The following is a 25528-nucleotide window of genomic DNA, read 5'->3' on the forward strand; positions in this document are numbered from 1 at the left end:
ATCGACCGCGACGCGCCTCGCTCAGCAAACCACAACCAATTTCTCGTCCAGTTGGAGAAAATCGTTCCAACAATTGCTCAAAAATAGCAATCGACAAAGTCTACTGATTTTATAGATTAAACGCCGAGACGGAGGTCGGTATGTCCTATATCCAGAACGCCCAGACTGATCGCAACGGCCAAAGGCTGGCCAATGCCCAGACCTTTCGCCCGGCCTATGCGGGCGCTTTTGCCTATCTCGTCTTTGCCCTCGCGTTTGTGTTCACCGGGGCAGTGGTGCTGGGTCTTATTCCCTGAGTGACTTATTTCCTGGGTGACTGGGGGTAGCGGCCTACCGCTTTCAGGCAACCGGAGTTGAATGAACCCCTAATCGCGGTGCGCTTTCGCGCGCCTGCTGATTGCAACGTGATGGAGGAGATGGCGATGCCGATCGAGTTCACGCATGTTCCCGGTAAAACGCACCCCGCCGGTTCGGCCGTGCCCTTTTTCTACGATTTTCTGGAGACCGCGACAAAACTGTCGCTGATCGAGGATGCCGGTTTCCAGAAGATCGTCGTCGACGACCAGGCCGGACTGCTCACCAATATGGACATTGCCGCCCAGGCACTGGACCGTACCTCGTCGCTGGAAGTGGTGCTCACGCATTGGGCCGGCGTGGTCGAGCCGACGGTGGCGGGGCGGCAGTTGGCGGCGCTGGACGCCAAAAGCGGCGGGCGGCTGTCGCTGCGAATGCTGAGCGAGCCATTGAGCGATGACGATGCCGAGACACGTCCGGCCGGCCATACGGTGGTCTGGCAGCGCATCGACGAGTATCTGGTGCTGCTGAAGCGGCTGTGGTCAAACGACCGGCCGTTCGACCATGAAGGCGCCTTCTACAGCGTCAAGGGCGGCTACGTGCCGCGCAAGGGGCCGCATGGCGCCGACGTCACCATCCGCATGGGCGGCCAGTCCGGAACGGCGCTCAAGGTCGCCGGCCGGCATGCCGATGTCTTCGAACTGACGCCAGGCTCGCTCGACGAGATCCGCCAGCTGATGGAGCGCGTGCGCAGTGCTGCCGCCGAACACGGCCGCGCTGGCAAGGTGCGGTTTGCGCTCCCCGTGCGAATTCGTTCGGAAGGCAATGCCACCGGCCACAAGGCGGTCGACGTCTTCGGGCCACCGGCACAGATCGCGCTGTCGCTGCTGCCCTACGCGGCCCTCGGCATCCACGAGTTCATGATCGTCGGCGTCGACAGGCCGCGCGAGATCGCGGCGGCGGGGCGCGAAACGATCGCGCTGTTGCGCAATTCGCTGGCGCGTCGCGAGGCGGAAGTTGGCCAGCCCGGGGCGTTCGCACATCGTGCAACGCCGGATGTGCATACGGCAGGCTGAGGCGACCGTCCTCAGTCCTTCTGGCCCGCCTTGCCGCTTAGTTGCGACAAGGCGGCGATCACGGTGCTTGAATCGGTCAGCGCACCGAAGACACCGTCTTCCACCGTAACCATGTGCAGCGCCGCCTCGTGCGCCTTGCGGTCGCCGCTGGCGCAGGCGTCCGCGATGGTCAGGCACTGGAAATTGCGGTCGCAGGCCTCGCGCAACGTCGTGTGGACGCAGACATCGGTCGTGCATCCCGAGAACAGCAGATGCGTGATGCCTTGCGCGCGCAGGACCAGCTCCAGGTCGGTGTAGGTGAAGGCGCCGTTGCAGGTCTTGTCGACGATGATGTCTTCCGCCGCAACGTCGATCTCTGAGACAATCTGGAAGCCCGGGCCTGAGCGCAGCAGGATTTCGGTACCTTCGAGGCCAGCCCGCTTGCGGCGCCATTTTTCGTAGGGCGTCATGTCTGCCATATCGCCCCGATAGCCTTGCCTGGTGTGGATGATCCTGAGGCCGGCGGCACGGGCCGCCGCGATCAGCCGGCTCACCACAGGCAAGATCGCCCGCAACGGTGTGGGGTCGTACCCCTGTTTGGCGAAGTAGCCCGTCGTCGACAGGAAATCTTCCTGCAGGTCGATGACGATGAGTGCGGTATTTTCGGCGATCAGCCTGCCGTCATAGGGAAAATCGAAAGGGGTCGCCTTGATCATCTGCCGCTTACCTCGTTCCGGATAGGGCCATCGTGGCGAGCGATGTCGCCGCCGTCCATCCCCTTGGCGAGACCGACCAACTCTTGCCATTCCGGGGGTTTACCGCGCCTTAGGTGGATGCCTTCATCATGCGCGTTCGGTCCACGGGGATGATATATCTTGCTGGGTGCGGTTCTGCAGATGCTGCCGGGTCGGTTCATGGATGTGCGTATGCGCGCGTCCAAGGACTACGACACGCGTGTCGTCGAGCGGCCCGGACGCTGGATGAAACCGGCAGATCTGGAGCAACTGACGCACGATTTGCGGCTGGTCGCCGCGAAAACGCTGAAGGACGGCAGCCTGACCTACGGTGTTTTTTCCGGCGACCGCAGCCGGTTGGAACACGCCATCATCACCATCGTCTATCGGCGCGGCGACGGCCGGCCGATCGCCTTCAATGCCCTGGCGCCGATGGACATCTCGCTGGCCGGCAAGCTCTATGAGGTCTTGCATCTGGGACTGGTGATGGTCGATCCGGAGGAGCGCAGTCGCGGCCTGAGCTGGATCCTCTACGGCCTGACCTGCTTCCTGATGTTCCTGCGTAACCAGTTCAGGCCGGTCTGGATCTCCAACGTGACACAGGTGCCTGCCGTGGTCGGCATGGTGGCGGAGGCCTTTGCCAATGTGTTTCCCGATCCCCATTCCGGCGCGCGGCGCTCGCTGACCCATGTCCTTTTGGCGCGGCAGATCATGGCCCGCCACCGTCATGTCTTCGGTGTCGGTGCCGACGCCGGTTTCGATGAAGAGCGCTTTGTCATCACCAATGCCTATACCGGTGGATCGGACGAGCTGAAAAAGTCGTTCGAGGACACGGCCAAGCACCGGGTCGAGACCTACAACGACTTCTGCCGGAACCAGCTCGACTATCAGCGCGGCGACGATGTGCTGCAGATCGGCCAGATGAATTTTCAGGCCGCGCGAATTTATCTCGCCGATGCCGTTCCGCGCGGCTCGCTCGCGGCTCTCACTGTAGCGGGTACGGCGACTACACTGCAGCGGCTCATCCTGCCGGTGGTCCACTGGGCCGACTCTGGCCGGCAATGGGATATGTTGCGACCATGGACACGCTAGCGGCTGTGGTGCGCCGGTTCATCCGCACGCTGACGGAAAACGACGCATGACTTTTGACAACACATTTGTCGCCGACACCATTACCTCGCTGGCTGCCCTGGCCGGACTGCTGATCGTCATCGCGGTCGTCGGCGGGCGGGACACCGGCGATCCGCTGTCACGGCGTTTTCTGTTCGGCCTGCGGGTGCTGGCCGTGCTGCTGGCCTGCCGGATCCTCGACTGTATCACCGGCTTTGGCATCTTCCGGCTCGTCACCATCGTGGCCGCAGGCCTGTTGCCGCTGGCAGCCCTGCTGTTGACCGAGGGCCTGCTGCGCCGGCACGCTCCCTTCTTCCTCAAGTTCCTCGCCGCCGGCGGCGCCGCAGCCTTCCTGCTGCTGGCGATGATCCCGGAACGCTTCGCCGAGCCGTGGCGGATGGTGGCCCTGCTGCTTTTCCAGTTCGGCGGCTTTTTGGCGATTGGTTGGCTGGTGGTGATGCGCGACCGCGACAGCCTGTCGGCTGCCGAAAACCGCACGGTCGAGCGCATGGCGCTTTCGCTGCTGCTGATCATTCCGTTCATGATCACCGACTATCGGCCCGGCTTGTTCGAGGTGCCGGTGCGGCTTGGCGGAATCGCCATCCTGTTCCTGTGCTGGCTGACGATTGGCCTCGGCCGGCCGAGCCCCAGCCATCGCGACACGATCGGCGCTTTCGCCGTCATCGCGCTGAGTTCTATCTTCGCCGGACTGGCGTTGGGCGGCATCGATCATATCGGCTGGCGGGGAAGCGTGCAGGGCGTGGTGATCGTGCTGTCCGCAACGCTGCTCGCCGTCATCTACAATGACAGCGTCAGCCTGGCCGCCGAAAAACGCCGCGACTCGCTGCTGCGGCACATGGCCGAAGGCGATTTGACGGATTCGGCTCGCTTCCTGCGCGGCCTGCAGAACCATAGCCTTGTCGACGGCGCCTTGATCCTGCCGGCCGCCGAGCTTGGCGATTTCGATCTGAACGTTTTGACCCGGGCGCTGGAACAGGCCCCTGTGCGTTCCGTCGCGGATGTGCAGCCACAATCGCTTGCCGACCAGGACATCCGTGAACAGCTGGCCTGGCTGTTTGAGAAGTATGAGGCAACCCATGTGCTGCTGGCGACGCTCAACCCGTTGACCGTGGTCGCGCTCAACATGCCGGCGCTGGCGTCATCGCCGGGCGTGGAAATGGAACTGCGCGCCGTCCAGCGCATGGCGATGCTGATCGCGCAGCGCGAGGCCAAGACGTGACGAAAAGACGGGCCGGCATTTGCGCCGGCCCGTTCGTCATTTCCAGATCAAGCCGCCTTGGTCTTCATGTCTTCTTCTGCGCGCACCATCTTGGTCACGCCGGCGAAGTCGAGCTTGCCTGAGCCGAGCACCGGCACTTTCGCGACGACGCGCACTTCGGCCGGCACCATCAGGTCCATGGCGCCGTTGGCCTTGGCGAAGGCGAGGAATTGCGCGCGTGTGGCCTCAGTGGCTTCGGTGATGAGGATCAGCTTTTCGCCCTTGCGCGCGTCCGGCACAGTGGCGACGGCCGACAGCAAGCCCTTCCACAATTCGCCTGCGAGGGCCTCCACCGCAGCCAGCGAGATCATCTCGCCGCCGATCTTGGCGAAGCGCTTGGCGCGGCCGCGAATGGTGATGAAGCCGCCTTCGTCGATGGACACGACGTCGCCGGTATCATGCCAGCCGTCTTCCAGCGCCTCGATCACGCCAGGCTTCTCGGCCCGGAGATAGCCGGCCATGACGTTGGGGCCGCGCACGAAAAGCCGGCCGCCATCGTCGACGCCGGGCACCCGATCGAGGCGATATTCCATGCCGGGCATGATTTTGCCGACGGTGCCGGAGCGGTTGTACATCGGCGTGTTGATCGAGATCACCGGCGCTGTTTCAGTGACGCCGTAGCCCTCGAGGATGCGCACGCCGAACTTCTCCATATAGGTCATGCGCGTCGCTGCCTTGACCGGTTCTGCGCCGGCAAAGCAATAGCGTATCGAGCGGAAGTCGTAGGGGTGCGCGGTGCGCGCATAGCCCGAGAGGAACGTGTCGGTGCCGAAGATGATCGTCGCGTTCGAGCCGTAGATCAGTTCCGGCACGAGGCGATAGTGCAGCGGCGAGGGGTAGAAATAGACCGGCACGCCCGAGATCAGCGGCAGCACGGTGCCCGCCGTCATGCCGAAGGAGTGGAAGATCGGCAGCACGTTGAACACCTTGTCGCCCGAATGGAAGTCGATGCGCGACGCCGCCTGGGCGGCGTTGGCCAGGATGTTGCGATGGGTCAGCACGACACCCTTGGGCGTGCCTTCCGAACCCGAGGTGAACAGGATCACCGCCGCATCGTCGGGCTTGCGGGCAACGCGCGGCGTGCTCTTGCGCAGCAGGCCGAGCAGCTTGTCCTTGAGGCCGATGGTGGCGCGCAAATCATCGAGCCAGACGATGTCGACCGAGCGGCCAAGCTCCTCGACCACGGCGCCCAGTTTTGCCTGTTCGATGAACGCACGCGAGGTGAGCACGGTCTTCACTTCGGCGGCCTTGCAAGCGGAGAGGATGTTGGCGGCGCCGGCGGTGAAGTTGATCATCGCCGGAACCTTGCCGGAAGACATGACGCCGAGTAGCGTCGCGCAGGAGCCGTTGGCGTTGGGCAGCATGATGCCGAGCGTCTGTTGGCCGGCATAGAGGTGCTCGAATTTCTCGCCAAGCACGGCGGCAGCCGTCAGCAGCTTGCCGTAGCTCAGCGAACCGGTGACCGGATCCTGCACGGCGAGCTCTCTCATGCCGCGTTCGGTGGCGGTCTGGATAATCTTTTCCAGCACGGTCTTGTCGATGTCCTGGGTGCGGAAGACGAGGTCCGACATCACCTGATAGAGGGCAGACCCGGCCGCGGCGCGGCGCTTGCGGCCCTTCAGCTCCGGCGCAACCTCGAGCTTTACCGGTTCCAGAATGGTCACCTTGACTTTCGGGAACAGGCGGTGGCGCACATGCTGCGCCGACAGCCGCGAAAAATAGCTCTTCTCCAGCCCGTCGATGCGCACCGGCACGACCATCGAGCCGGTCTTGTCGGCGACCATGGCGGCGCCGTCATAGACCTTCATCAGGCCGCCGGTGACGGTGATGCGTCCCTCCGGGAAGATGACCAGCGGATCGCCGCCCTGCACGATCTTGATCAGCGTGCGGGTCGACATCGGCTTGGCAGGGTTGAGCGGCAAAGCGCGGGCAAGTTTCATGAACGGCTTCATCCACCAGGCCTGGGCGATGGTGTAGTCGATCGCGAAGACCGGTTCCTCGTCGGTCAGCGTCAAGGCCAGCGGGCCGTCGAGGAAGCTGACATGGTTGAGCGCCAGGATCGGCGCCTTGCCGGCTGCCTTGAGGTTGTCCATGCCCTCGACCTCCAGGCGGAGGAAGGCGCGGAACAGGATGGAGACGAAGTCGCGGAAGGGGTTGGTCGGCAGGAATTTCAGCATCAGCCAGGCGGCAATCGCGTTGGCCGCGGCGAGGCCGAACAGGATGCCGCCGGTGGAGACTTTCGCCTGGATCACGGCAACAATAATGCCGCCTACGGTCATGAAACCGGCATTGACGATGCTGACCGCGGCAACGACGCGAGCGCGGCGCGCTTCAGGTGACCAGGCCTGCACGGCGGCGAAGGTCGGCACCACCAGGAAGGCGGCTGCAATGGCCATGCCGGCAAGGTCGATGGCGACCCGGATCGTGTTCGGGCCAGCGAAGAACAGGGCAAGCGTTTCGGCCTGCGGCGAAGGCGTCATGCTCCAGATGGTCCAGGCCAGATGCAGGCCAAACAGCGCCAGCAGCGCCGTGCCGACCGGTGCGGGCAAGAGCACGATGCGGCCCTGCGACATCCAGGCGGCGATGGCCGAGCCGACGGCGATCGAGACGGCGAACACGGCGAGATAAACGGTGACCGCCATTTCGTTGCCGCCGAGCGAATCCTTGATCAGCGTCGGCAGGATCGACAGCACGATGGCGCCGATCAGCCAGAACCACGAGGTCATCAGGCCGGCGCGCCAGATGCGCATGTCGGTGCGCAATTCTGAGACCTGACGCCAGGTCGAGCGGAAGATGTTCTTGTCGATGACGAGGTCGGGCGCCGCCGAGCCGGTGGACGGAATATAGCGGCTGACGAGCCAGCAGCCGACGGCGAGCGCCATCATGATCGGTCCGAACACCGTGACGCCGATGCCATCGGCGGAAACGACGCCACCGGCAATGGTGCCGCCGAGGATCGCGGCAAACGTGGCGGACTCGATCCAGGCGTTGGCCTTGGGCAGTTCCTTGCGCTCGAGGTGATCGGGCAGGATGCCGTATTTGATCGGCCCGAACAGGGCCGAGATGATGCCGAACATCAGCAGCGCTACCATCAGCACGGGAATAGACGACAGCGCGATGCCGACGACGGAGACTCCCGCGGCGGCGATCTCGGCGAATTTCAGACGCTTGGCTATGAGGGCTTTGTCGAAGCGATCGGCGATCTCGCCGCCGAGCGCCGACAGCAGCAGGAAGGGGGCCATGAAGACAGCCCCGGCCAAGGTGACCAGAGACGCCGCCTGGTCCGCCGCCAGCGTGAACAGAATAAGGAACACCAGCGTGTTCTTGAGGAAATTGTCATTGAAGGCGGACAGGAACTGCGTCCAGAAGAGCGGCGCAAAGCGCCTGGACGTCATCAGATGAGCTGTCGGACGATTGATCGGGGCGATTTCCATAGCGGCGACTTCCATTGGGCAAGACCGGTGCAATCCTGACTGGATTGATCAGCGGTCTTGCGTGGTTTGGGTCTTGTTCTAGCGGGAACCCGGTTACACTTCGTTACTGCGGCTGACATCCATCAGCAGCTTCTCGGTCTTGGCGTCTTCCAGCCGGTTGATGAAGCGGTTTGATTCTTCCGCGTCACGCAGCGTCTTGGTGATGGTGATGGAGGTATGCACGAGCATGATGGCGGCCATTGCGTAAAACCCCTTGGCGGCAAAGCTTGCCTCCATGAAGTAGATACCGCCGGCCATCATCGAGGCGGCGACGGCGAAGCTGGCCATGGTGAATGTCTTCCAGGCGCTTGAATCCTTTGGAGCGTAAGTGTTGGGGGTCATCGGTATGATCCTTTCGTTTCAGGGTTAGGTTGCTTGGGCGTCGGTCTGTTTCAGGCCGGATACAATCAAGCCGGCTTGGCAATCCTGCTGGCCAGGCGTTCGAGCACGGCGTCGGCGCTGCTTCTCAGCGGCGCGCCGCAACCGGCGGCGGCCAGCTTTTCGCTAACCGCGGCCGGATCGCCCGACTGTTCCATCTCGGCCATGGCGGCAGCCGTGGCATCGATCTGCTTTTGCCGCGTGCGCAGCCGCAGGAGCGTCTCTTCGGCATCCTTCAGCGCCGACAGGCTGGAGCCGGGGGCGGTTTCACGAAGGCGCTGGGTGGTGTCGACCGCGGCAACGATGCGCTGGCCGCGCTGCAATTCGCGCAGCCGCATTTCGGAGGCGCGCACGATCCGCTTCAGGCGCTCGATCTCGGTGCCGAAGCTTTTCTGCGCCTCGCTGGAGGCATCGCGTTCGGCCTCCAGCAAGGCGATGGTTTCGGCCGCCTCGCGGGCCAGTTCGTTCTGTTCCTGCTCGATCGCGGCGATTGTGCGCTTTTCCAGGTCCTCGATGCGGGCTACCAATTTCTTGAATTGCACGATCTCCTGCTCGTTCTGGGCAATGGCGATGGCGACTGCCCGGCGGGCGGCGGCGATGGCGTCGGCGCAATCGCGGATCTGCTGGCGCAGGATCACCAGAGCGTTGCGATCGACAAGCGCTTCCGCGGCTTCGTGGCTGTGGCCGCGCATCAGCGCAAAAAACTGTTTCAACATTCCGGTTTCTCCTCTATGAACACTGTTCATGAATGCAAGATATCACATCGTGAACGGCGTTCAAGAGAAAAATGAACACTGTTCAAAAGTTTCAGAGTGAGAAGGTTAATGACGGCAAAACGGGACGCCAGGCGCGAGGATCTCAAGGGCAGGCTGATCACGGCCGCCCAGGCGCATATTCAATCCTCGGGCCTCGGCGGGCTGCGGGCGCGCGACATCACGGCCGACGCCGGCTGCGCGCTCGGTGCGCTCTACACCGCCTTCGCCGACCTCGACGAGCTCATCCTGCACGTCAATTCCATAACCCTGGCGCGGCTGGGCGCGGCCTTGCGTGAGGAAGCGACCAGCGCGGTTGAACCAAGGGCCAACCTGAGGGCGCTGGCCAGGGCCTACCTAACTTTTGCGCGCGACAACCGCATGCTGTGGGCGGCCCTGTTCGAGCATCGAATGGCGCCCGGCGTGGCGGTGCCCGAATGGCATCTGGCGGAACATGCGGTGCTTATCCAGCATCTGGTCGAGCCGCTGGCTGCGCTACGTCCAGCGGCGGAAACGCCGGATCTTTTGGCCCGTGCGCGCACGCTGTTCTCGGCAGTGCACGGCATCGTCGCCATTTCGCTCGAGGACCGCTTCATCGGCCTGGCGCCCACCGATCTCGAAAGCGAGTTGCTGAATTTTGTCGATGTGCTGGTGACCGGGCTCGAGACAGAAAGAAAGTGAGCGCTGTCCGCTCTTGTGCTCGCCGCCTGCCCGGGCCAAGACGCGGCGTTGAGTTTCTGGGCATCACGAAGAGCTGACGGCTTCCTCGCCCATGATTTAAGCCATGGTAGTCCTCTCAGGGCAGTCGTCTTTCCGGTTGGAGTGCAGCATGACGGTGTTCACACGTCGCAAACTTCTAAAGACCGCCGCAATTGCCGGCGTCAGTGGGGTCGGGCTTTCCGCCATGGGCAAATTCGGCAGCTGGGCAGCGCCGGAGCCGGTGGTGCTGAAGACAGCCAGGACCCAGGCGATGCTGATGGATATCGGCCCAACCAAGGATGTGCTGACCTATGGTGTATCAGGCATGCCGCCGGTGCTCCGGATGAAAAAGGGTGAGCCCTTCGCGGCACGGCTGGTCAACGGCATCGACGATCCGACGACGATCCACTGGCACGGCATTCGCGTTCCCAACAAGATGGACGGCGTTCCCTTTCTGGTGCAGCCTTATGTCTATGCCGGGGACCATTTCGACTATGGGTTCACACCGCCCGACGCCGGCACCTTCTGGTATCACCCGCATTGCAACACGTTGATCCAGATGGGCCACGGCCTGACCGGCGTCATCGTGGTGGAGAACCCCGGCGATCCGAAATTCGATGCCGAGGAGGTGATCAATCTGCGCGACTGGCGCCTTGGCGACGACGGCCAGTTCATCGATCCGTTCCGGCCGCGCGACGCGGCGAGAACCGGCACCTATGGCACGGTGCGCACCGCCAACTGGCTCGACCAGCCGTCCTATGACGCGCCGGCGGGAGGGCTGGTGCGGCTGAGGGTCGCCATCACCGACGTGACGCGCGTCTATGCCTTTGTCGTCGAAGGCGCCGAGGCGACGGTGATTGCGCTCGACGGCAATCCGGTGCCGCAGCGCTTTGCGCCCGATGCCTTGCTGCTGGGACCCGGCCAGCGCATGGAACTGGCCATCCGCATGCCCGACGACGATGGGGCAGTCGTCAGCTTGCGGGACGTCAGGGGCACCAAGCCCAAGGTGCTGGCGACCTTGCGCGCGGTCGGAGCATCGCTCAAACGCGACCTTCGCGATCTCGCGCCGCTGGAGGCCAATCCGGTGGAGGAGGTCGATCTCGGCAGCGCAGAGCATATTTCGCTGGCGCTCAGCGCCACGGCCGAAAACGTCCCGAGCGACGGCATCTGCGGTTCACTTGGCTACAGTTTCTGGGCCATCAACAAGGTGCCGTGGCCGGGCGATACGCCGGACCCGACCGCGCCGCTGGCCGAACTGAAGCTCGGCAAAAGCTATGTCATCGACATGGAAAACCTGACGCCGCAATCGCATCCGATGCATCTGCACGGCATGAGCTTCAAGGTGCTGTCATCCTCGACGCGCCGGGTTCAGCCGGTCATCTCGGACACCTATCTGATCCAGCCCAATGAGAAGGTTCAGCTCGGCTTCGTCGCCGACAATCAAGGCGACTGGCTGCTGCACTGCCACATCATCGAGCACCAGAAATCGGGGATGACGAGTTATGTCCAAGTGGTGTGAGGGCGTGGAAGCCGGTCGCAGTCATGGTCGAACGACCAAGGCGGCACACACTGTAGGCAAGGGTTTGGAAAAATCCGCTGGTGGAGCTGAGGAGGATCGAACTCCTGACCTCGTCATTGCGAACGACGCGCTCTCCCAGCTGAGCTACAGCCCCGTCCAGCGGATGGCGCATTTATCGGGCGCGGCGGTTTTCTGTCAAGGCGGCGTTTTGCCGAAATGACCGGGGCCAAACCTTCGAGCCGGCATGTCGCGGAAGCCGGGTCTTGCCGGTTTGGCATGCAATGGCTACATGTCGCGCAATCAATGGAGCTTTGAATGGACGCGCTTATCGATACGCTGATCTACGCGCTCGAACTTTACTGGTGGGTGATCATCGCCGCGGCGATCTTCTCCTGGCTGTACGCCTTCAACGTCGTCAATTCGCGCAACCAGGTCGTCAACAACATAGGCGGCGTGCTCTATCGGCTGACCGAGCCGGCGTTCCGTCCCATCCGACGCTTGCTGCCGGATCTCGGCGGCGTCGACATCTCGCCGATCATTGTTCTGCTGATTATCTTCTTCCTGGAACGGTTCCTGAACAGCACGGTAAGGTCGCTGTTCTACTGATCCGTGGAACCGACCGGATTTTTCAGAATTGGCCATAGTGGCATCGACCTGTTTGTGCGGCTGACGCCGAAGGCGGCGATGGACCGGCTGGAAGGCGTCGAGACTGCTTCTGACGGGCGGAGCCATCTGAAAGCCCGCGTCCGCGCCGTACCGGAAAACGGCGCCGCCAATCATGCACTCGAGAAGCTGATCGCCAAGGCGCTGGGCGTGCCGGCATCGGCGGTCTCGGTTGTCGCCGGCGGCACTTCCCGGCTGAAGACATTGCGGGTGCTGAGTGAGCCGGTGGCGCTGGCGAAGAGTGTTGAGGTGCTCAGCCACCAATCCAAGGCCTAGTTTCCTTCAATTGCTGTGGCGGTTCAGAACCTTGAGATATCGGCGGGACAGCGCCCCCCCTGTCCTACCGGACATCTCCCCCACTTGGGGGGAAATCGGCCGTCATCCCGGCTTTCGCTAATCTCCACCGCCGCAGAATGAGTGGCGCGCCGAAGCTGCCAATCTCCCTCCTTGTGGGGGAGATGTCCGGCAGGACAGGGGGGGCGCGAAGGATCGCCAACAGATGAAATGTCTATTGGCGGCGGTCAAATCAGCCCTTCAATCCCCCAACGGCAAGCGGGGATCGTCGACCTTCAGCGTGTTCACGCTCTGCTTGATGCGGCGCAGGCTCTCAAGAACCTTTGGCCCGCGCGTTTCCGCGACCGAGGTGGCGATCATGTCGACGATCGCCAAAAGCGCATAGCGCGACGAGGTCGGCTTGTAGATGTTGCCATCCTCGAGCGCCTGCAGATGGATCACCGTCTCGGCGGCCTTGGCGAGCGCGGAATCGGGTGCGGTGATGGCGACGGTGGTGGCGCCATATTGCTGGGCGACCTGCACCGCCTCGATGACCGAACGGGCATAGCCGGAGACCGAGAAGGCGACGAGCGTGGTCTCGGGTGTCGCCACCGCGGCATACATGCGCTGCAATTGCCCATCGACCTGCGCAAGCGCAGACAGGCCCAGCCGGAACAGCCGATTCTGCATCTCGGTCGCCATCATCGAGGAAATGCCGCCCGAGCCGATGCACAGGATGTTGCCGGAGGTGGCGATGCGCGCGGCGACACCGACCAGCACCTTCATGTCGAGATTTTCGCTGGCGCGCTGGATGGCTGATATCGCCGCTTCGGTGATGGCGGACGCGATGCGCTGTTCGCGGACATCGCGGTTCAGTGGTTCCGGCGACAGATACTGGCCGCCAATGGCGATGGCTTGCGCCAGGTAGAATTTGAAATCGCGCAAGCCCTCGCAGCCGAGGTTGCGGCAGAAGCGGGTCACCGTCGGCTCGCTGACGCCGACGCGGGCGGCGATTTCGGAGATCGCCGCCTTGGAGGCGAAGTCGAGATCGGAGAGCACCAGGCTGGCCAGCCGGCGGTCCGACTTGGTGCCGTCCTGCGACATCAATTGCAGGCGGGTGATGATGTCGGCCGGTGTTTTCATCCGCGTGGGTTCACAGGGGCAGGCCCGTTGCCGTGTCGAACAGATGGATGTTGCCGGGATCGACGGAGACCGGCAGCCTGTCGCCGGGCCGGATCTGCAGCCGGTCGCGGAACACGGCCCGCACGGTGTCGCTGCCGATCGAGCCATAGACATGGGTTTCGGCGCCAGTCGGCTCGACGACGTCGACATTGATCGCCATCGCGTCGCTTTCGCCGCCGATGACGAAGTGTTCGGGGCGGATGCCGGCCTCGACCGTAGCGCCATCCGACACCGCCTTGCCGGCAAGCGTCAGGCGCCCGCCGCCCGATGTCTCGAACCAGTTCTTGGTGGCCGTCGCCTTCAGTGCTCCGGAGACAAAGCTCATCGACGGCGAGCCGATGAAGCTGGCGACGAATTTGTTGGCCGGCTTGTCGTAAAGCTCCAACGGCGCGCCGACCTGCTGAATGCGGCCGCGGTCCATCACCACGATGCGGTCGGCCATGGTCATGGCTTCGATCTGGTCATGGGTGACATAGACGATGGTCGATTTCAGCCGCTGATGCAGCGCCTTGATCTCGGTGCGCATCTGCACGCGTAGCTGCGCGTCGAGGTTGGATAGCGGCTCGTCGAACAGGAACACCGAGGGTTCACGCACGATGGCGCGGCCCATGGCGACGCGCTGGCGCTGGCCGCCCGACAATTCCCGGGGATAGCGGTCGAGATAGGAAAACAGGTTGAGGACGCCGGACGCCTTCTTGACCTTTTCGTCGATAGCCGTGCGGGTCTCGCCGCGGATTTTTGGACCGAAGCCGATATTGTCCGCCGCCTTCAGATGCGGAAACAGCGCATAGGACTGGAAGACCATGGCGATGTTGCGCTGCTGTGGCGGCAACTCATTGGCGCGCACGCCGCCGATTAGCAGATCGCCGGCGGTGATCGTTTCCAGCCCGGCCAGCATGCGCAGCAAGGTCGACTTGCCGCAGCCCGAGGGGCCGACCAGCACGACGAACTCGCCGCTGTCGATGTCGAGGTTGATGTCTTCAAGGATCTTGTGCTGCCCGAAGGATTTCGACAGGCCACGAAACTGGACATCGGTCATGCTCACGCCCCCAATATGTCGTCGATGAATGGCAGGCAGCCGGCGGTCAGTCCGGCATCCACCGGCATCACCACGCCTGTTATGCCCGATGCGCGCTCGGATGCAAGGAAGGCCACCGCTTCGGCGACCTCGGAAGCGTTGACGATGCGGCCAAGCGGGTAGAGCCGTTGCAGCTTGCCGAGGATCTCGGGGTCCTTGGCCAGGCGGTGGTCCCAGGCTGCGGTGCGGATCGAACCGGGGCAGACGACATTGGCGCGCAGGCCGCTGCGGCCGAGTTCCACAGCAATCGATTTTGCATAGGCGTTGATGCCGGCCTTGGCCGCGGCATAGGCGGGGTTGCCGAAATGGGCGATGGCGTTGACCGAGGAGATGAAGACGACGCTGCCCGCGCCGTTCTTGGCCATCGCCTTGACCAACGGATCGGCGAAAGTCATCACCCCGGTCAGGTTCAGGTCCAGCTCGTGCTCGATCTTGTCGGAGTTTAGCGCCGGCAACGTCTCGGCGCGCGTCCAGCCGGCATTGTTGACGAGAATGTCGGGAACGCCATCCTTGTCCAGGATCGCCGCTATCGCCGCCTCGATCGAGGCCTGGTCGAGAAGGTTGAAGACGTGGCGCGAGGCAATGTGCGGACTCGCCAACGCCTCGCTCGACTGGTCGCAGCCGACGACGCGCGCGCCGCGCTCGGCCATCAGCCTCACGATCGCCGAGCCGAGGCCACCGCCCGCGCCAGTCACAACCACCGTTTTGCCTTCGAATTCGGCTCTCGAAACCACCGTGCGCGCTCCTCCAGGTCTTTGCACGTATACATCCTGTTGCCCCAAACCGCTGCGCATTCGGGCGACATGCAGGGGACAATTCGCAAAACGCTATTTTATGAAATGTAATTAAGCAACAGAATAATCTGCTTGCGAACCGCAAAATGATGGATAATGTAGGAAAGTCACATAAAGCTTGTGCCGCCGAATGGCGCGGGAGCCGTTATGCGCAGTCAAATGGGAGAGATCGAATGAAGCTTGCAAACTGGACTGCCGGCCTGCTGGCCGGAATGAGCATGCTGGCGCTGGCGGCGCAGGCAGACGCCGGCGAAGTGCGCGTCACCGTTGCCGAATATAGCGCCAAGACCGGCCCCTATTTCGAAAGCGTCAAAAAGGAATTCGAGGCGGCAAACCCGGGCATCACGGTCAAGTTCGAGGTGGTGCCGTGGGATGTGCTGCTGCAGAAGCTGACCACCGACATCACCGCCGGCACCAATGCGGATCTGTCGATCATCGGCACACGCTGGCTGATCGATTTCGTCCAGCAGGATGTCGCCGAGCCGCTCGACGGCTACATCAAGCCTGACTTCAAGGACCGCTTCATCGACACCTTCCTGTCGCCGTCGATCATGGACGGCAAGACCTACGGCCTGCCGATCGCCGCTTCGGCGCGGGCGATGTACTACAACAAGGAATTGTTCGAGAAGGCCGGCATCGCCAACCCGCCGGCAACCTGGACCGAGCTGCAGGAAGATGCGCGCAAGATCAAGGCGCTCGGCTCCGGCACCTTCGGTTTCGGCCTGCAGGGCAAGGAGATCGAGACCGACGTCTATTACTACTATGCGATGTGGTCGCAGGGCACCGAGATCCTCAACAAGGACGGCACGTCGGGCCTGAGCACGCCCGGCGCGCTCGAAGCCGCCAAGCTCTACAAGTCGATGATCGATGAAGGCCTGACCGAGCCGGGCGTCACCTCCAACAACCGCGAGGACGTGCAGAACCTGTTCAAGCAAGGCAAGGTCGGCATGATGATCACCGCGCCGTTCCTGTCCAACCAGATCAAGGACGAGGCGCCGAACCTGAAATACGGCGTGGCCGCCATTCCCGCCGGGCCGAGCGGCGCGCGCGGCACCTATGGCGTCACCGATTCCATCATCATGTTCAAGAATTCGAAGAACAAGGACGAGGCCTGGAAACTGCTCGACTTCCTGTTCACCACCGAACAGCGCGCCAAGTTCACGCAAGGCGAAGGCTTCCTGCCGGTGAACAAGGAAGAGGCCAAGATGGACTACTACGTCAACAATGCCGATCTGGCGGCGTTCACCGCGCTGCTGCCCGATGCCCGCTTCGCACCGGTCATCCCGGGTTGGGAAGAGATCGCGCAGATCACGTCGGATGCCATGCAAAAGATCTATCTCGGCGACGTTGAGCCCGAAGCGGCGTTGAAGGATGCGGCGGCCAAGGCCGACGCCGTGCTCAAGAAATAGGGCGTTTTCTCCCGACGCCCGGCGCGCCCTGTCTCAATCGGGGCGCGCCCCTTTCCATCATCCCGCCTGGCATGTGACTCTCAATCGCCACACCAGGGCGCAGGTCAGCCGATGCAAAATCGTTTCTTGCCCTATCTCCTGACCTTGCCCAGCCTGTTCCTGGCGGCGGTCGTCATCTTCTGGCCGGTCTGGGACCTGATCCAGATCTCGACCCATGATGTCAGCCGTTTCGGCCAGCTGCGCGACTTCAACAATCTTGCCAACTACCACGCCTTCCTTGCCGATCCCGATTTCCTGGCAGCACTCTGGCGCACCGGCGTGTGGACCGTGCTGGTCGTCGGTGGCGCGCAGCTGGTGTCCATTCCGGTGGCGATGATCCTCAACACCGATTTCTACGGCCGAGGCCTCGCCCGCGTCATCATCATGCTGCCCTGGGCGGTGTCGCTGACCATGACGGCGGTGGTCTGGCGCTGGGCGCTGAACGGTGAAAGCGGCATGCTGAACTCGGCGCTGATCGGGCTCGGCCTGATCCATGAGAACATCCAGTGGCTGGCGCGCGCCGAGACGGCCTTTCCGATGCAGGTGCTGATCGGCATCCTGGTGACGGTGCCGTTCACGACGACGATCTTCCTTGGCGGCCTGTCCTCGATATCAGACGATCTCTACGAGGCGGCGGCCCTCGAAGGGGCGACGCCGCTGCAGCAGTTTCGCGAGATCACCTTCCCGCTGCTGAAACCGTTCATCAACATCGCGATCGTGCTCAACACCATCTACGTCTTCAATTCCTTCCCGATCATCTGGGTGATGACGCAAGGCGGGCCGGCCAACTCCACCGACATATTGGTCACCCACCTCTACAAACTGGCGTTCCGCATCGGCAAGCTCGGTGAAGCATCGGCGGTGTCGCTGGTGATGTTCGCCATATTGCTGGTCTTCACCATGATCTATGTCAGGCTGGCGATGCGGGAGCAGCGCACATGAAGAACGGCAAGCTGAAGCGTTCTATCATCGCCTGGCTGCTGCTGGCGCCGCTGATCGTGGTGACGATCTTTCCCTTCGCCGTGATGTTCTTGACCGCGGTCAAGCCACGGCAAGAGGTGCTGTCGCCGACCTGGTGGCCGAGCGAATTCCACTGGTCGAACTTTTCCGACATGTGGGTGGCGACAGGTTTCGGCCAGGCGCTTGCCAACTCGCTCTATGTCTCGGTGATCGCCACCGTCGGCGCCATCCTGATCTCGGTTCCCGCCGCCTATGCCATGTCGCGCTTTCGCTTTGCCGGCTATGGAGCCTTGCGCCAGTTTCTGCTGGTTTCGCAGATGATTTCACCGATCGTGCTGGTGCTCGGGCTGTTCCGGCTGATGGCCGCCTGGGGCCTGATCGAATCGACGACGGCGCTCGGCTTCATCTACATGGCCTTCAACGTCGCCTTCACGGTGTGGATGCTGCAAAGTTATTTCGACACCATCCCACGCGATCTCGAGGAAGCGTCCTGGATGGAGGGTGCCGGCCGCTGGCTGACCTTGCGCAAGGTGTTCCTGCCACTGTGCCTGCCGGCGATCGCGGTGACCGCCATCTTCACTTTCATCAATGCCTGGAACGAGTTCGTCGTCGCGCTCACCATGCTGCGCAGCCAGGAAAGCTACACGCTGCCGATCCAGGTGTTTTCGCTGGTCGCCGGCCGCTACACGATCGAGTGGCACCATGTGATGGCCGCCACGCTGCTGGCGACCTTGCCGGTGGCGATCCTGTTCATCTGGCTGCAGCGCTACCTCGTCCGGGGGCTGGCGCTCGGGGCCGTCAAGTAACCGTTCTTCACTGCGGAGCTTTCATGCGCATCTTCACTGCCTCGCTGGCGACGGAAACCAATACATTTTCGCCGGTGCCGACCGACCGGGCCTCGTTCGACATGGCTTTCTACGCCGGGCCGGGCAAACATCCGGAAACGCCGACTTTGTGCTCCTCGCCGATCATCGCCTTGCGCAAGCGCGCGGCACAAGAGGGGCTCATCGTCATCGAAGGCACCGCAACCTGGGCCGAGCCGGGCGGGCTGGTGCAGCGGCAGACTTTCGAGGCGCTGCGCGACGAAATCCTCGGCCAGCTCAAGGCAGCGCTTCCGGTCGACGCCGTCATCCTCGGCCTGCATGGCGCCATGGTGGCGCAAGGCTATGACGATTGCGAGGGCGATTTGCTCGAACGCGTCCGCACCATGGTCGGCCCGGATGTGGTGATCGCGGCCGAACTCGACCCGCACAGCCATCTGACGCCGAAGCGCGTCGCCGCCTCAAATATCCTCGCCTATTTCCTCGAATTCCCGCACACCGATTTCTACGAACGCGGCGAGCATGTCGTCGAGCTTGGCCTGGCCGCTGCGCGCGGTGAGATCAAGCCCGTCATCTCGACCTTCGACTGCCGCATGATCCAGGTGCTGCCGACCAGCCGCGAGCCAATGCGCTCCTTCGTCGACCGCATCAAAGCCTTGCACGGCAAGGATGGCGTGCTGTCGGTCTCGGTCATCCATGGCTTCATGGCCGCCGACGTCGCGGAAGTCGGCACGCGCATCCTGGTCGTCACCGACAATGACAAGGCCAAGGGCGACGCGCTGGCGGAAAGGCTGGGGCGCGAGCTTTACGCCATGCGCAAAGAGACGGCGATGACCATGCTGAACACCAGTGACGGCATCGAGCGCGCGCTGGCCGTGCGTGTGCAAAATCCGGCCAGGCCGGTGGTCATCGCCGACATCTGGGACAATCCAGGCGGCGGCGTGGCTGGCGACGGCACCGTCGTGCTGCGCGCCATGCTGGAACGTGGCCTGAACAATATCGGCGTGGCGACGATCTGGGATCCGATCGCCGTGACCTTCTGTCAGGCCGCCGGCGAGGGCGCCGTCATCGATTTGCGCTTTGGCGGCAAGGCCGGACCGCTGGCGGGCGAACCGATCGACGCCCGCGTGCGGGTGGTGATGACCGTTGCAGAGGGCTGGCAGAGCTTTGGGCCGAGCCGCGTGACGCTCGGGCCGACGGCGCTGGTGCGCATCGAAGGCACCGAGGTCGACATCATCCTCAACACCAACCGCACGCAGACCTTCGAGCCGGACATTTTTTCCAACATCGGCGTCGATCCGCTGGCCAAGGACATCCTGCTGGTGAAGTCGACCAATCACTTCTACGCCGGCTTCGCGCCGATCGCTTCCGAGATCATCTATGTCTCGGCGCCGAGTTCGTATCCGAGCGATCCTGCGGTGACCAATTATACGAAGCTGACGCGGCCGATCTGGCCGCGGGTAGCGGATCCTTGGAAGGTGTGACGCAGCAAATCTCCCCCCTTGAGGGGGAGATGTCGCCGAAGGCGACAGAGGGGGTCGCCTCGCGTTGAGTGCCAACCCTTTTTCTGCCGCGGCAGGTCGCGCCCGGTCGGACCGACCCCCTCTGGCCGCTTTGCGGCCATCTCCCCCTCGAGGGGGGAGATTACGCGGCGCTACACCAGCCCGCGCTTCACCATCATCGCCTCCGGCGACGGCATCTTGCCACGAAACGCCGTGTAGAGTTCTTCCGGATCCTTCGAGCCACCGGCGGCGTAGATGTTTTTCCTCAATCGCTCAGCCAGCGCCGGGTTGAAGGGGTCGCCGGTCTCCTCGAAAGCGGCAAAAGCGTCGGCGTCGAGCACTTCCGACCACATGTAGGAATAGTAGCCAGCCGAATAGCCGTCACCGGAAAAGACATGGCCGAAATGCGGGGTGCGGTGGCGCATGGCGATGGTGTCGGGCATATCGAGCTTGTCGAGCGTTTCGGCTTCGAAACGAAGCGGCTCTTCCGGGCCGTTCGGCCGCGCGTGATAGGCCATGTCGATCAGCGCCGAGGCGGTGAATTCGACGGTGGCGAAGCCGGCGCCGAAAGTGCGCGCGGCCAGCATCTTGTCGAGTAGCGCTTTTGGCATCGGCTTGCCGGTGTTGACGTGCAGCGCGTGCTTTTCCAGCACCGCCGGCACGGTCAGCCAATGCTCGTAGAGCTGCGAGGGCAGTTCGACGAAGTCGCGGCTGACCGAGGTGCCGGCGACCGACGGCCAGGTGACGTCGGTCAGCATGCCGTGCAGCGCGTGGCCGAATTCATGGAACAGGGTCTTGGCTTCGTCGACTGACAACAGCGCCGGCTCGCCCAGCGGCGGCTTGGCGAAATTCATGATGTTGTAGATCACCGGCTTCGAACCGTGGCCGAGATGATAGCCGGATTGCAGCGCGCTCATCCAGGCGCCCGAGCGTTTTGAAGGCCGGGCGAAATAGTCGGCGAGGAACAGGCCGCGCTCGCTGCCATCGGCATTTTTCACCACGAACACGCGCGCGTCTGGATGCCAGGCGGCAATGCCTTTCTTCTCCTCAAAGGTGGTGCCGAACAATTTGGTCGCCACATCGAAGCAGGCGTCGATGATGCGCTCGAGCTGCAAATAGGGTTTCAGCTCCGCCTCGTCGAAGGCGAATTTCTCGGCGCGCAGTTTCTCCTGATAGAAGCGCCAGTCCCAGGCGGCGAATTGTTCGTTGCTGCCGGCAGCAAGCGCCAGCCTCTGCAGTTCGGTCTGGTCGGCGGCAGCCTTTTCCAACGCCTTTTCCCAGACCGGATCGAGCAGCGCGTGTACCGCCTTAGGCGTCTTGGCCATCGTGTCGTCGAGCTTCAGGGCAGCGAAGGACGCGTAACCGAGCAGCTTTGCCTTCTCGGCGCGCAGTCTCAGCATGTCGCGCACCACAGCGGTGTTGTCGGTGGCGCCGCCATTCTGGCCGCGCATGGTGAAAGCGCGGAAGGCGATCTCGCGCAGGTCGCGGCGTTCGGAGAAGGTCGAGAACGGCTCATAGATCGAGCGCGACAAAGTGACGGCGTAACGGCCCTTCTGGCCGCGCATCTCGGCAGCCTCGGCCATCGAGCTCTTCACAAAATCCGGCAGGCCGGCAAGATCGGCCTCGTCTAGGAAAAGCGCCCAGTCGCGCTCGTCGGCAAGCACGTTCTGGCCGAAAGTGGTGCCGAGCGACGACAGTTCTTCGCTGATAGTCGCCAGCCGCTTCTTGCCGTCGGCGTCGAGCTTGGCGCCGGAACGGACAAAGCCTTTCCATGTCTTTTCCAGCACCCGCAGCGTTTCGGCATCGAGCTTCAGGGAAGCGCGCCGCTGGTAGAGGTCGTCGATGCGTGCAAACAGTCTCTCGTTCATCGAGATCGCCGAGAAATGCCTGGACATTTTTGGCGAGATGTCTCGCTCCAGCGCCTGGATCGCTTCATTGGTGTGGGCGCCGGCCCGGCACCAGAAGATCGACGAGACACGGTCGAGCGCCTCGCCGCCAAGCTCCAGCGCGGCCAGCGTGTTGTCGATGGTCGGCGTCTCGGCGTTGGCCGATATCGCTTCGATCTCGGCCTCATGCGCCTTCAGCGCGGCGTCGAAGACGGGCGCAAAATCATCGTCGCCGATGCGGGAGAAATCGGGCAGGCCGAGCGGCCCTTGCCATGCGGTCAGCGGATGAGCGGCGAGGTCGACTGCTTTTGTGGACGGCATGGGTATCTTTCGCTGATTGGCAGTAAGGGGGTGAGGCGGGATATCACCGATGTAGGGCGCTGGTTCGCTTCGCGCAACACCGCAACCAGTCAGGTTTTCGTCAGTAGCCTTCGCAGCTTTCGGCGAGCGCGGCTTGCGAGCTGGCGGTGATGCGGTTGCCTGATATAGCGAAGGTTTCCTGCATCAGCATGTCATTGCTGGGGAAATCATAGCAGGCGATCACCGAGGTGACGCCGGCCTCGGTTTTCTCGATCCGGTGCCGGATCGCCGCTCCGGTGACGGCGGTTTGCCAGTCGTCGATGGAGGCGATGAATTCCTGTTTGTTCTGGACGACACCGAGGTCGTCGAGCTTGATCTGGACGTCATCGGCAAGCAGGTCCGACAATTCGGTGCGGTCGGCGACCAGCAGCGCCGAATACCAGCGGTCGATGATCGCGCCTTCATCGGCGCGGGCGGAAACGATCGAAAACAGCAGCGCGGCAATGGCGAACGCGATCGACCGGCAATTCCGCGTCATGCGCCGCCTCCTATGAGAGTTCCGGCCGCTCGAAGTCACCGGTCTCCTTGTTCATCACCCAAAGCTCGCCGGTCGAGATGTCGAACCAGGCGCCATGCAGGGACAGACGCCCCTTACCCTCGAGGATGGAGACGCAAGGAAAGGTCCGGAGATTGGCGATCGAGTAGCGGATCGAAATGCGCTCCAGCGCGGTCTGGCGCTCGGTCGCAGTCATGAAGGTGCTGGAAGACACGGTTTCGGCCGCCGGAGCGATCAGGCTCATCCATTTGCCGATGAAGTCGCCGGGCGACAAAGGGGCCGAGGTGGTGTCGAGCGCGGCGCGGATGCCGCCGCAGCGGCCATGGCCCATGACGACGATGTTCTTGACCTTGAGGCTCTGCACGGCGAATTCGAGTGCGGCCGAGGTCGAGTGGAACTGGCCGTCGGGCGCATAGGGCGGCACCAGATTGCCGACATTGCGCAGCACGAACAGTTCACCCGGCCCGGCGTCGAAGATCGCTTCGGGCGCCGCGCGGGAGTCGCAGCAGGCAACGATCATGGTTTCCGGGGCCTGGCCTTCGCGGGCCAGCGCGCGGTAGCGTCCGCTCTCGGTGAGATAGCGGCCGCTCATGAAATTGCGATAGCCGGCGAGAAGGTGATCGGGAAGATGGGGCATGGGCGGGGCGGGAGCCTTTCCGGGTTGGAGGCGGCAGCTCGTTTTCAGTTTAGAATGGCTCTAACGGCAAAACGGTGCCGCGAGCAATGCCGAATTGCGAAGGGCCGGGTCGCAAGTGCCATGCAGGACGCAAGGCTCGGCTCGCATTGGACGCATGCTGCTCATGCCCAGATGGCGACCGGAATGCCGAAACGGTCGGCGAGCGGTGGGTCCGGGAACGGCTTTGCTTCGCCCTTGGCGATGCGCCCGGCGATCAGCATCATCACGGCCGCGTCGAGAAAATCGTCGGCGGCGGCACCGCGCAGCGGCGCCTGGTCAAGAAAGGCTTTTTCATAGCCATGCCGGCAGAGCAACGCCTTGCGCTCTTCCATACCGGCCGGATTGACGGCGCCTTTGATCTTCTTCGGCAAGGACATTGCCTGTTCGCCGTTCAGCCGGCAGAAGGCGACTTCCGGATGCGATTCGAACACCCGGCCGCGCAATTCGGGGTGCGAAATCAGCAGCTAGTCGATCTCGCGGATCTTGGCAAAGATACCAAAGGCCTGGATCGAAGCGCCCCGCGGTGGATCGGATGTGGCCTTGGCCACCTCGCTGGCCCGGCGGTGCGCCGCATACCAGGCCTCGATGGTGGTGAAGTCACTGGTGTCGGCATAGAGCGCCGCGCGGGACGGAATCGAAAAGACGCTGGATTGCCTGTCGCCGAGCAAGGGCCGCACCAGCGCCTCCGGTCCGCGCCCGCCTTTTTGTGAGAAATCAGGCAGGCCGATCGGCATGTCGACGGCCACCGTCGCATCGGCGGGTAGTGCGTCGAGCATCGCAGCAAAGCTCGGAAAAACGGCGACCGACGGTGATGCATCCGGATCGCGGCGGACGGCGATCCAGCCGGCCTTGCAGCCGTCGACGCCGATAAAAGTCACGCCCTCTTGTCTCGCCCCGGATGCAGGAGGTGGCGAAGCTGTACCATCGCCATCGGGTGCGAAAGGCTCTGGGCATCGGTTTCGAGCTGCAGTTCGTCGCCGCCGCGTTTGGCCGTGCGCGCCAGAATCTCGTAGACCGCCGCCGTGGTCGATTGCAGCGCCTTGACCGCCGGTTGCCCGGACAGGATGCGGGCGAGATAGACGGCCGCCGTCAGGTCGCCGAGCCCGTTCGGCGGCTTGTCGATCAGCCGGTGTTCGGCCAGCAGCGCCTGGTTGCCGTTGATCAGCAGATTGCCGGTGCCGCCGGCCATCATCGCCGGCGCCGAGGTGACCAGCATGGTCGACGGCCCGGCATGCAGGGCGGCCGCCATCGCCGATTTCAGATCGGGCAGCGGCGCACCGGCCATCCATTCCAGCTCGTAGCGGTTGGGCGTCGCGATGTCGGCGATCGGCATCAGCCGGTCGCGCAAGGCGGCTGCCGTCGGTTCAGGCACGTAGAGCCCGCCCGAATCGCCCATCACCGGATCGCAGATGTAGATGGCGTCCGGCGTCCTGGCCTTGACCGCTGACACCAGCGAGGCGACGGCGTCGGCCTGGCCGGCCTCGCCGAGATAGCCCGACAGCACGGCGCCGACCTCGCCCAGCCACGGCGCGCGCTCGAGGTCGGCCATCAGCGCTTTGAATTGGTCCAGCGGCGGCACGATGCGCGTCGCCCTGCCATGGCCGGGATGCCAGGGCAGGATGACGGTCGGCACCGCCCATACCGGAAAGCCGAGCGTCTCCAGTGCAAAGACGGCGGCGCGGTTGCCGACCGAACCGCGAGCGACATGGCTGGAAATGACGATGACCGCGCGCGGCGCGTCGGGTTTTTCGGTGTCCATGGAATTCCTAGCTGCCCTGGGTGATGTAGAACACGAGCCAGATCAACAGGCCGATGGCGATGAGGAGCCCGAGCACCCTGCCAATGCGGGTGCCCCAGACCTCGATCGGGTCCGACCGATCGGCGTCCGCCGCGGTGACGTGATCGCGCGCGCCCTTCGCGGTCCGTGCGATGAACGAGGTGCCGCCCGGGTCGGTCTCGCGCGCCACGCGCTCGATAATGCGGCGCGATTCGCTGTCATTGTCGTGGCGCTCCGCCATGATGCCGTCCTGTTTGACCACGAGCTTAGCGTGTTCGCGCGGTCAATCACAGGGGCTCGCGAGCGGATGAGACGAGCC

The 25528-nt window shown here is 63.4% G+C and carries 24 protein-coding genes, 1 tRNA gene and 1 pseudogene; 12 read left to right on the top strand and 14 right to left on the bottom strand.

Annotated elements, in window-relative coordinates; all coding sequences use genetic code 11:
• Positions 1-140: 140 nt before the first annotated feature.
• On the top strand, positions 141-296 hold the full coding sequence (locus AC1DXN_RS13280; protein ID WP_258606328.1) for a hypothetical protein: 156 nt from the start codon (positions 141-143) through the stop codon (positions 294-296).
• 126 nt (positions 297-422) lie between these two features.
• Entirely contained in the window at positions 423-1370 is a 948-nt protein-coding gene (locus AC1DXN_RS13285; RefSeq protein WP_477271458.1) for an LLM class flavin-dependent oxidoreductase, read from the top strand.
• Between the two features lie 11 nt (positions 1371-1381).
• Here the strand turns inward: AC1DXN_RS13285 and AC1DXN_RS13290 are convergent, their stop codons facing one another.
• On the bottom strand, positions 1382-2065 hold the full coding sequence (locus AC1DXN_RS13290; RefSeq protein ID WP_477270436.1) for a cysteine hydrolase family protein: 684 nt from the start codon (positions 2063-2065) through the stop codon (positions 1382-1384).
• Positions 2066-2224: 159 nt separating this feature from the next.
• Between AC1DXN_RS13290 and AC1DXN_RS13295 the strand changes: the two genes are divergently transcribed.
• Complete coding sequence (locus AC1DXN_RS13295) at positions 2225-3175, top strand: GNAT family protein (RefSeq protein WP_477270438.1); 951 nt, start codon at positions 2225-2227, stop codon at positions 3173-3175.
• A gap of 46 nt (positions 3176-3221) precedes the next feature.
• On the top strand, positions 3222-4433 hold the full coding sequence (locus tag AC1DXN_RS13300) for a hypothetical protein (protein WP_477270440.1): 1212 nt from the start codon (positions 3222-3224) through the stop codon (positions 4431-4433).
• A 47-nt stretch (positions 4434-4480) separates the two neighbouring features.
• Here AC1DXN_RS13300 and AC1DXN_RS13305 read toward each other — a convergent pair whose 3' ends face one another.
• The 3 genes from AC1DXN_RS13305 to AC1DXN_RS13315 form a co-directional block, all read right to left on the bottom strand.
• Positions 4481-7906 carry an acyl-[ACP]--phospholipid O-acyltransferase gene (locus tag AC1DXN_RS13305; RefSeq protein WP_477270442.1) on the bottom strand — a complete coding sequence of 1142 codons (3426 nt, stop codon included), beginning with the start codon at positions 7904-7906 and terminating at the stop codon, positions 4481-4483.
• Positions 7907-7999: 93 nt separating this feature from the next.
• Positions 8000-8287, bottom strand: coding sequence for a YiaA/YiaB family inner membrane protein (locus AC1DXN_RS13310; RefSeq protein WP_477270444.1), 288 nt, complete (start codon positions 8285-8287; stop codon positions 8000-8002).
• Between the two features lie 65 nt (positions 8288-8352).
• Entirely contained in the window at positions 8353-9039 is a 687-nt protein-coding gene (locus AC1DXN_RS13315; RefSeq protein WP_477270446.1) for a PspA/IM30 family protein, read from the bottom strand.
• A gap of 108 nt (positions 9040-9147) precedes the next feature.
• Here AC1DXN_RS13315 and AC1DXN_RS13320 point away from each other — a divergent pair, with 108 nt between their 5' ends.
• Positions 9148-9756 (top strand): TetR/AcrR family transcriptional regulator, encoded by a 609-nt coding sequence (locus AC1DXN_RS13320; protein WP_477270447.1) that lies wholly within the window; start codon positions 9148-9150, stop codon positions 9754-9756.
• A gap of 148 nt (positions 9757-9904) precedes the next feature.
• Positions 9905-11293, top strand: a complete 1389-nt coding sequence (locus AC1DXN_RS13325; RefSeq protein ID WP_477270449.1) for a multicopper oxidase family protein — start codon at positions 9905-9907, stop codon at positions 11291-11293.
• Between the two features lie 78 nt (positions 11294-11371).
• On the opposite strand, the gene AC1DXN_RS13330 is transcribed toward AC1DXN_RS13325, so the two are convergent.
• Positions 11372-11447 (bottom strand) — tRNA-Ala (locus tag AC1DXN_RS13330).
• A 161-nt stretch (positions 11448-11608) separates the two neighbouring features.
• Between AC1DXN_RS13330 and AC1DXN_RS13335 the strand changes: the two genes are divergently transcribed.
• Both AC1DXN_RS13335 and AC1DXN_RS13340 read left to right on the top strand, forming a co-directional pair.
• Positions 11609-11899: a YggT family protein gene (locus AC1DXN_RS13335; RefSeq protein ID WP_477248807.1), complete on the top strand. Its 291-nt coding sequence runs from the start codon at positions 11609-11611 to the stop codon at positions 11897-11899.
• A 3-nt stretch (positions 11900-11902) separates the two neighbouring features.
• Complete coding sequence (locus AC1DXN_RS13340) at positions 11903-12232, top strand: DUF167 family protein (RefSeq protein WP_477270451.1); 330 nt, start codon at positions 11903-11905, stop codon at positions 12230-12232.
• 258 nt (positions 12233-12490) lie between these two features.
• Here AC1DXN_RS13340 and AC1DXN_RS13345 read toward each other — a convergent pair whose 3' ends face one another.
• From AC1DXN_RS13345 to AC1DXN_RS13355, 3 genes are read right to left on the bottom strand one after another with little or no spacing between them, the layout of a single operon-like run.
• Positions 12491-13372, bottom strand: coding sequence for a MurR/RpiR family transcriptional regulator (locus AC1DXN_RS13345; protein WP_477270453.1), 882 nt, complete (start codon positions 13370-13372; stop codon positions 12491-12493).
• A 10-nt stretch (positions 13373-13382) separates the two neighbouring features.
• Positions 13383-14450 (bottom strand): ABC transporter ATP-binding protein, encoded by a 1068-nt coding sequence (locus AC1DXN_RS13350; RefSeq protein WP_477270455.1) that lies wholly within the window; start codon positions 14448-14450, stop codon positions 13383-13385.
• Between the two features lie 2 nt (positions 14451-14452).
• The gene (locus AC1DXN_RS13355; RefSeq protein WP_477270457.1) at positions 14453-15223 is read right to left on the bottom strand and encodes an SDR family NAD(P)-dependent oxidoreductase; all 771 of its coding nucleotides are present in this window, start codon (positions 15221-15223) and stop codon (positions 14453-14455) included.
• A 233-nt stretch (positions 15224-15456) separates the two neighbouring features.
• On the opposite strand from AC1DXN_RS13355, the gene AC1DXN_RS13360 reads away from it, so the two are divergent.
• From AC1DXN_RS13360 to AC1DXN_RS13375, 4 genes are all read left to right on the top strand, one after another.
• Positions 15457-16692 carry an ABC transporter substrate-binding protein gene (locus AC1DXN_RS13360; RefSeq protein WP_477270459.1) on the top strand — a complete coding sequence of 412 codons (1236 nt, stop codon included), beginning with the start codon at positions 15457-15459 and terminating at the stop codon, positions 16690-16692.
• 111 nt (positions 16693-16803) lie between these two features.
• Positions 16804-17673: a carbohydrate ABC transporter permease gene (locus AC1DXN_RS13365; RefSeq protein WP_477248813.1), complete on the top strand. Its 870-nt coding sequence runs from the start codon at positions 16804-16806 to the stop codon at positions 17671-17673.
• Entirely contained in the window at positions 17670-18497 is an 828-nt protein-coding gene (locus AC1DXN_RS13370) for a carbohydrate ABC transporter permease (RefSeq protein ID WP_477270461.1), read from the top strand. The genes AC1DXN_RS13365 and AC1DXN_RS13370 overlap by 4 nt, the downstream gene beginning before the upstream one ends.
• Before the next feature lie 23 nt (positions 18498-18520).
• Positions 18521-19996, top strand: coding sequence for a M81 family metallopeptidase (locus tag AC1DXN_RS13375; protein ID WP_477270463.1), 1476 nt, complete (start codon positions 18521-18523; stop codon positions 19994-19996).
• A gap of 170 nt (positions 19997-20166) precedes the next feature.
• Here the strand turns inward: AC1DXN_RS13375 and AC1DXN_RS13380 are convergent, their stop codons facing one another.
• The 6 genes and pseudogenes from AC1DXN_RS13380 to AC1DXN_RS13405 all read right to left on the bottom strand — a co-directional run bounded on the left by AC1DXN_RS13380 (position 20167) and on the right by AC1DXN_RS13405 (position 25450).
• The gene (locus AC1DXN_RS13380; protein ID WP_477270465.1) at positions 20167-22221 is read right to left on the bottom strand and encodes a M3 family metallopeptidase; all 2055 of its coding nucleotides are present in this window, start codon (positions 22219-22221) and stop codon (positions 20167-20169) included.
• A 100-nt stretch (positions 22222-22321) separates the two neighbouring features.
• Positions 22322-22738, bottom strand: a complete 417-nt coding sequence (locus AC1DXN_RS13385; protein WP_477270467.1) for a nuclear transport factor 2 family protein — start codon at positions 22736-22738, stop codon at positions 22322-22324.
• A gap of 10 nt (positions 22739-22748) precedes the next feature.
• Positions 22749-23393: a carbonic anhydrase gene (locus tag AC1DXN_RS13390; RefSeq protein WP_477270469.1), complete on the bottom strand. Its 645-nt coding sequence runs from the start codon at positions 23391-23393 to the stop codon at positions 22749-22751.
• Positions 23394-23554: 161 nt separating this feature from the next.
• A pseudogene (locus tag AC1DXN_RS13395) lies at positions 23555-24310 on the bottom strand (DUF429 domain-containing protein).
• Positions 24307-25191: a pyridoxal kinase PdxY gene (gene pdxY / locus AC1DXN_RS13400; protein ID WP_477270471.1), complete on the bottom strand. Its 885-nt coding sequence runs from the start codon at positions 25189-25191 to the stop codon at positions 24307-24309. Before pdxY ends, AC1DXN_RS13395 begins: the two are co-directional and overlap by 4 nt.
• A gap of 7 nt (positions 25192-25198) precedes the next feature.
• Complete coding sequence (locus AC1DXN_RS13405) at positions 25199-25450, bottom strand: hypothetical protein (protein ID WP_477270473.1); 252 nt, start codon at positions 25448-25450, stop codon at positions 25199-25201.
• Positions 25451-25528 lie beyond the last annotated feature (78 nt).

This window comes from Mesorhizobium sp. P2_H9, assembly GCF_056403215.1.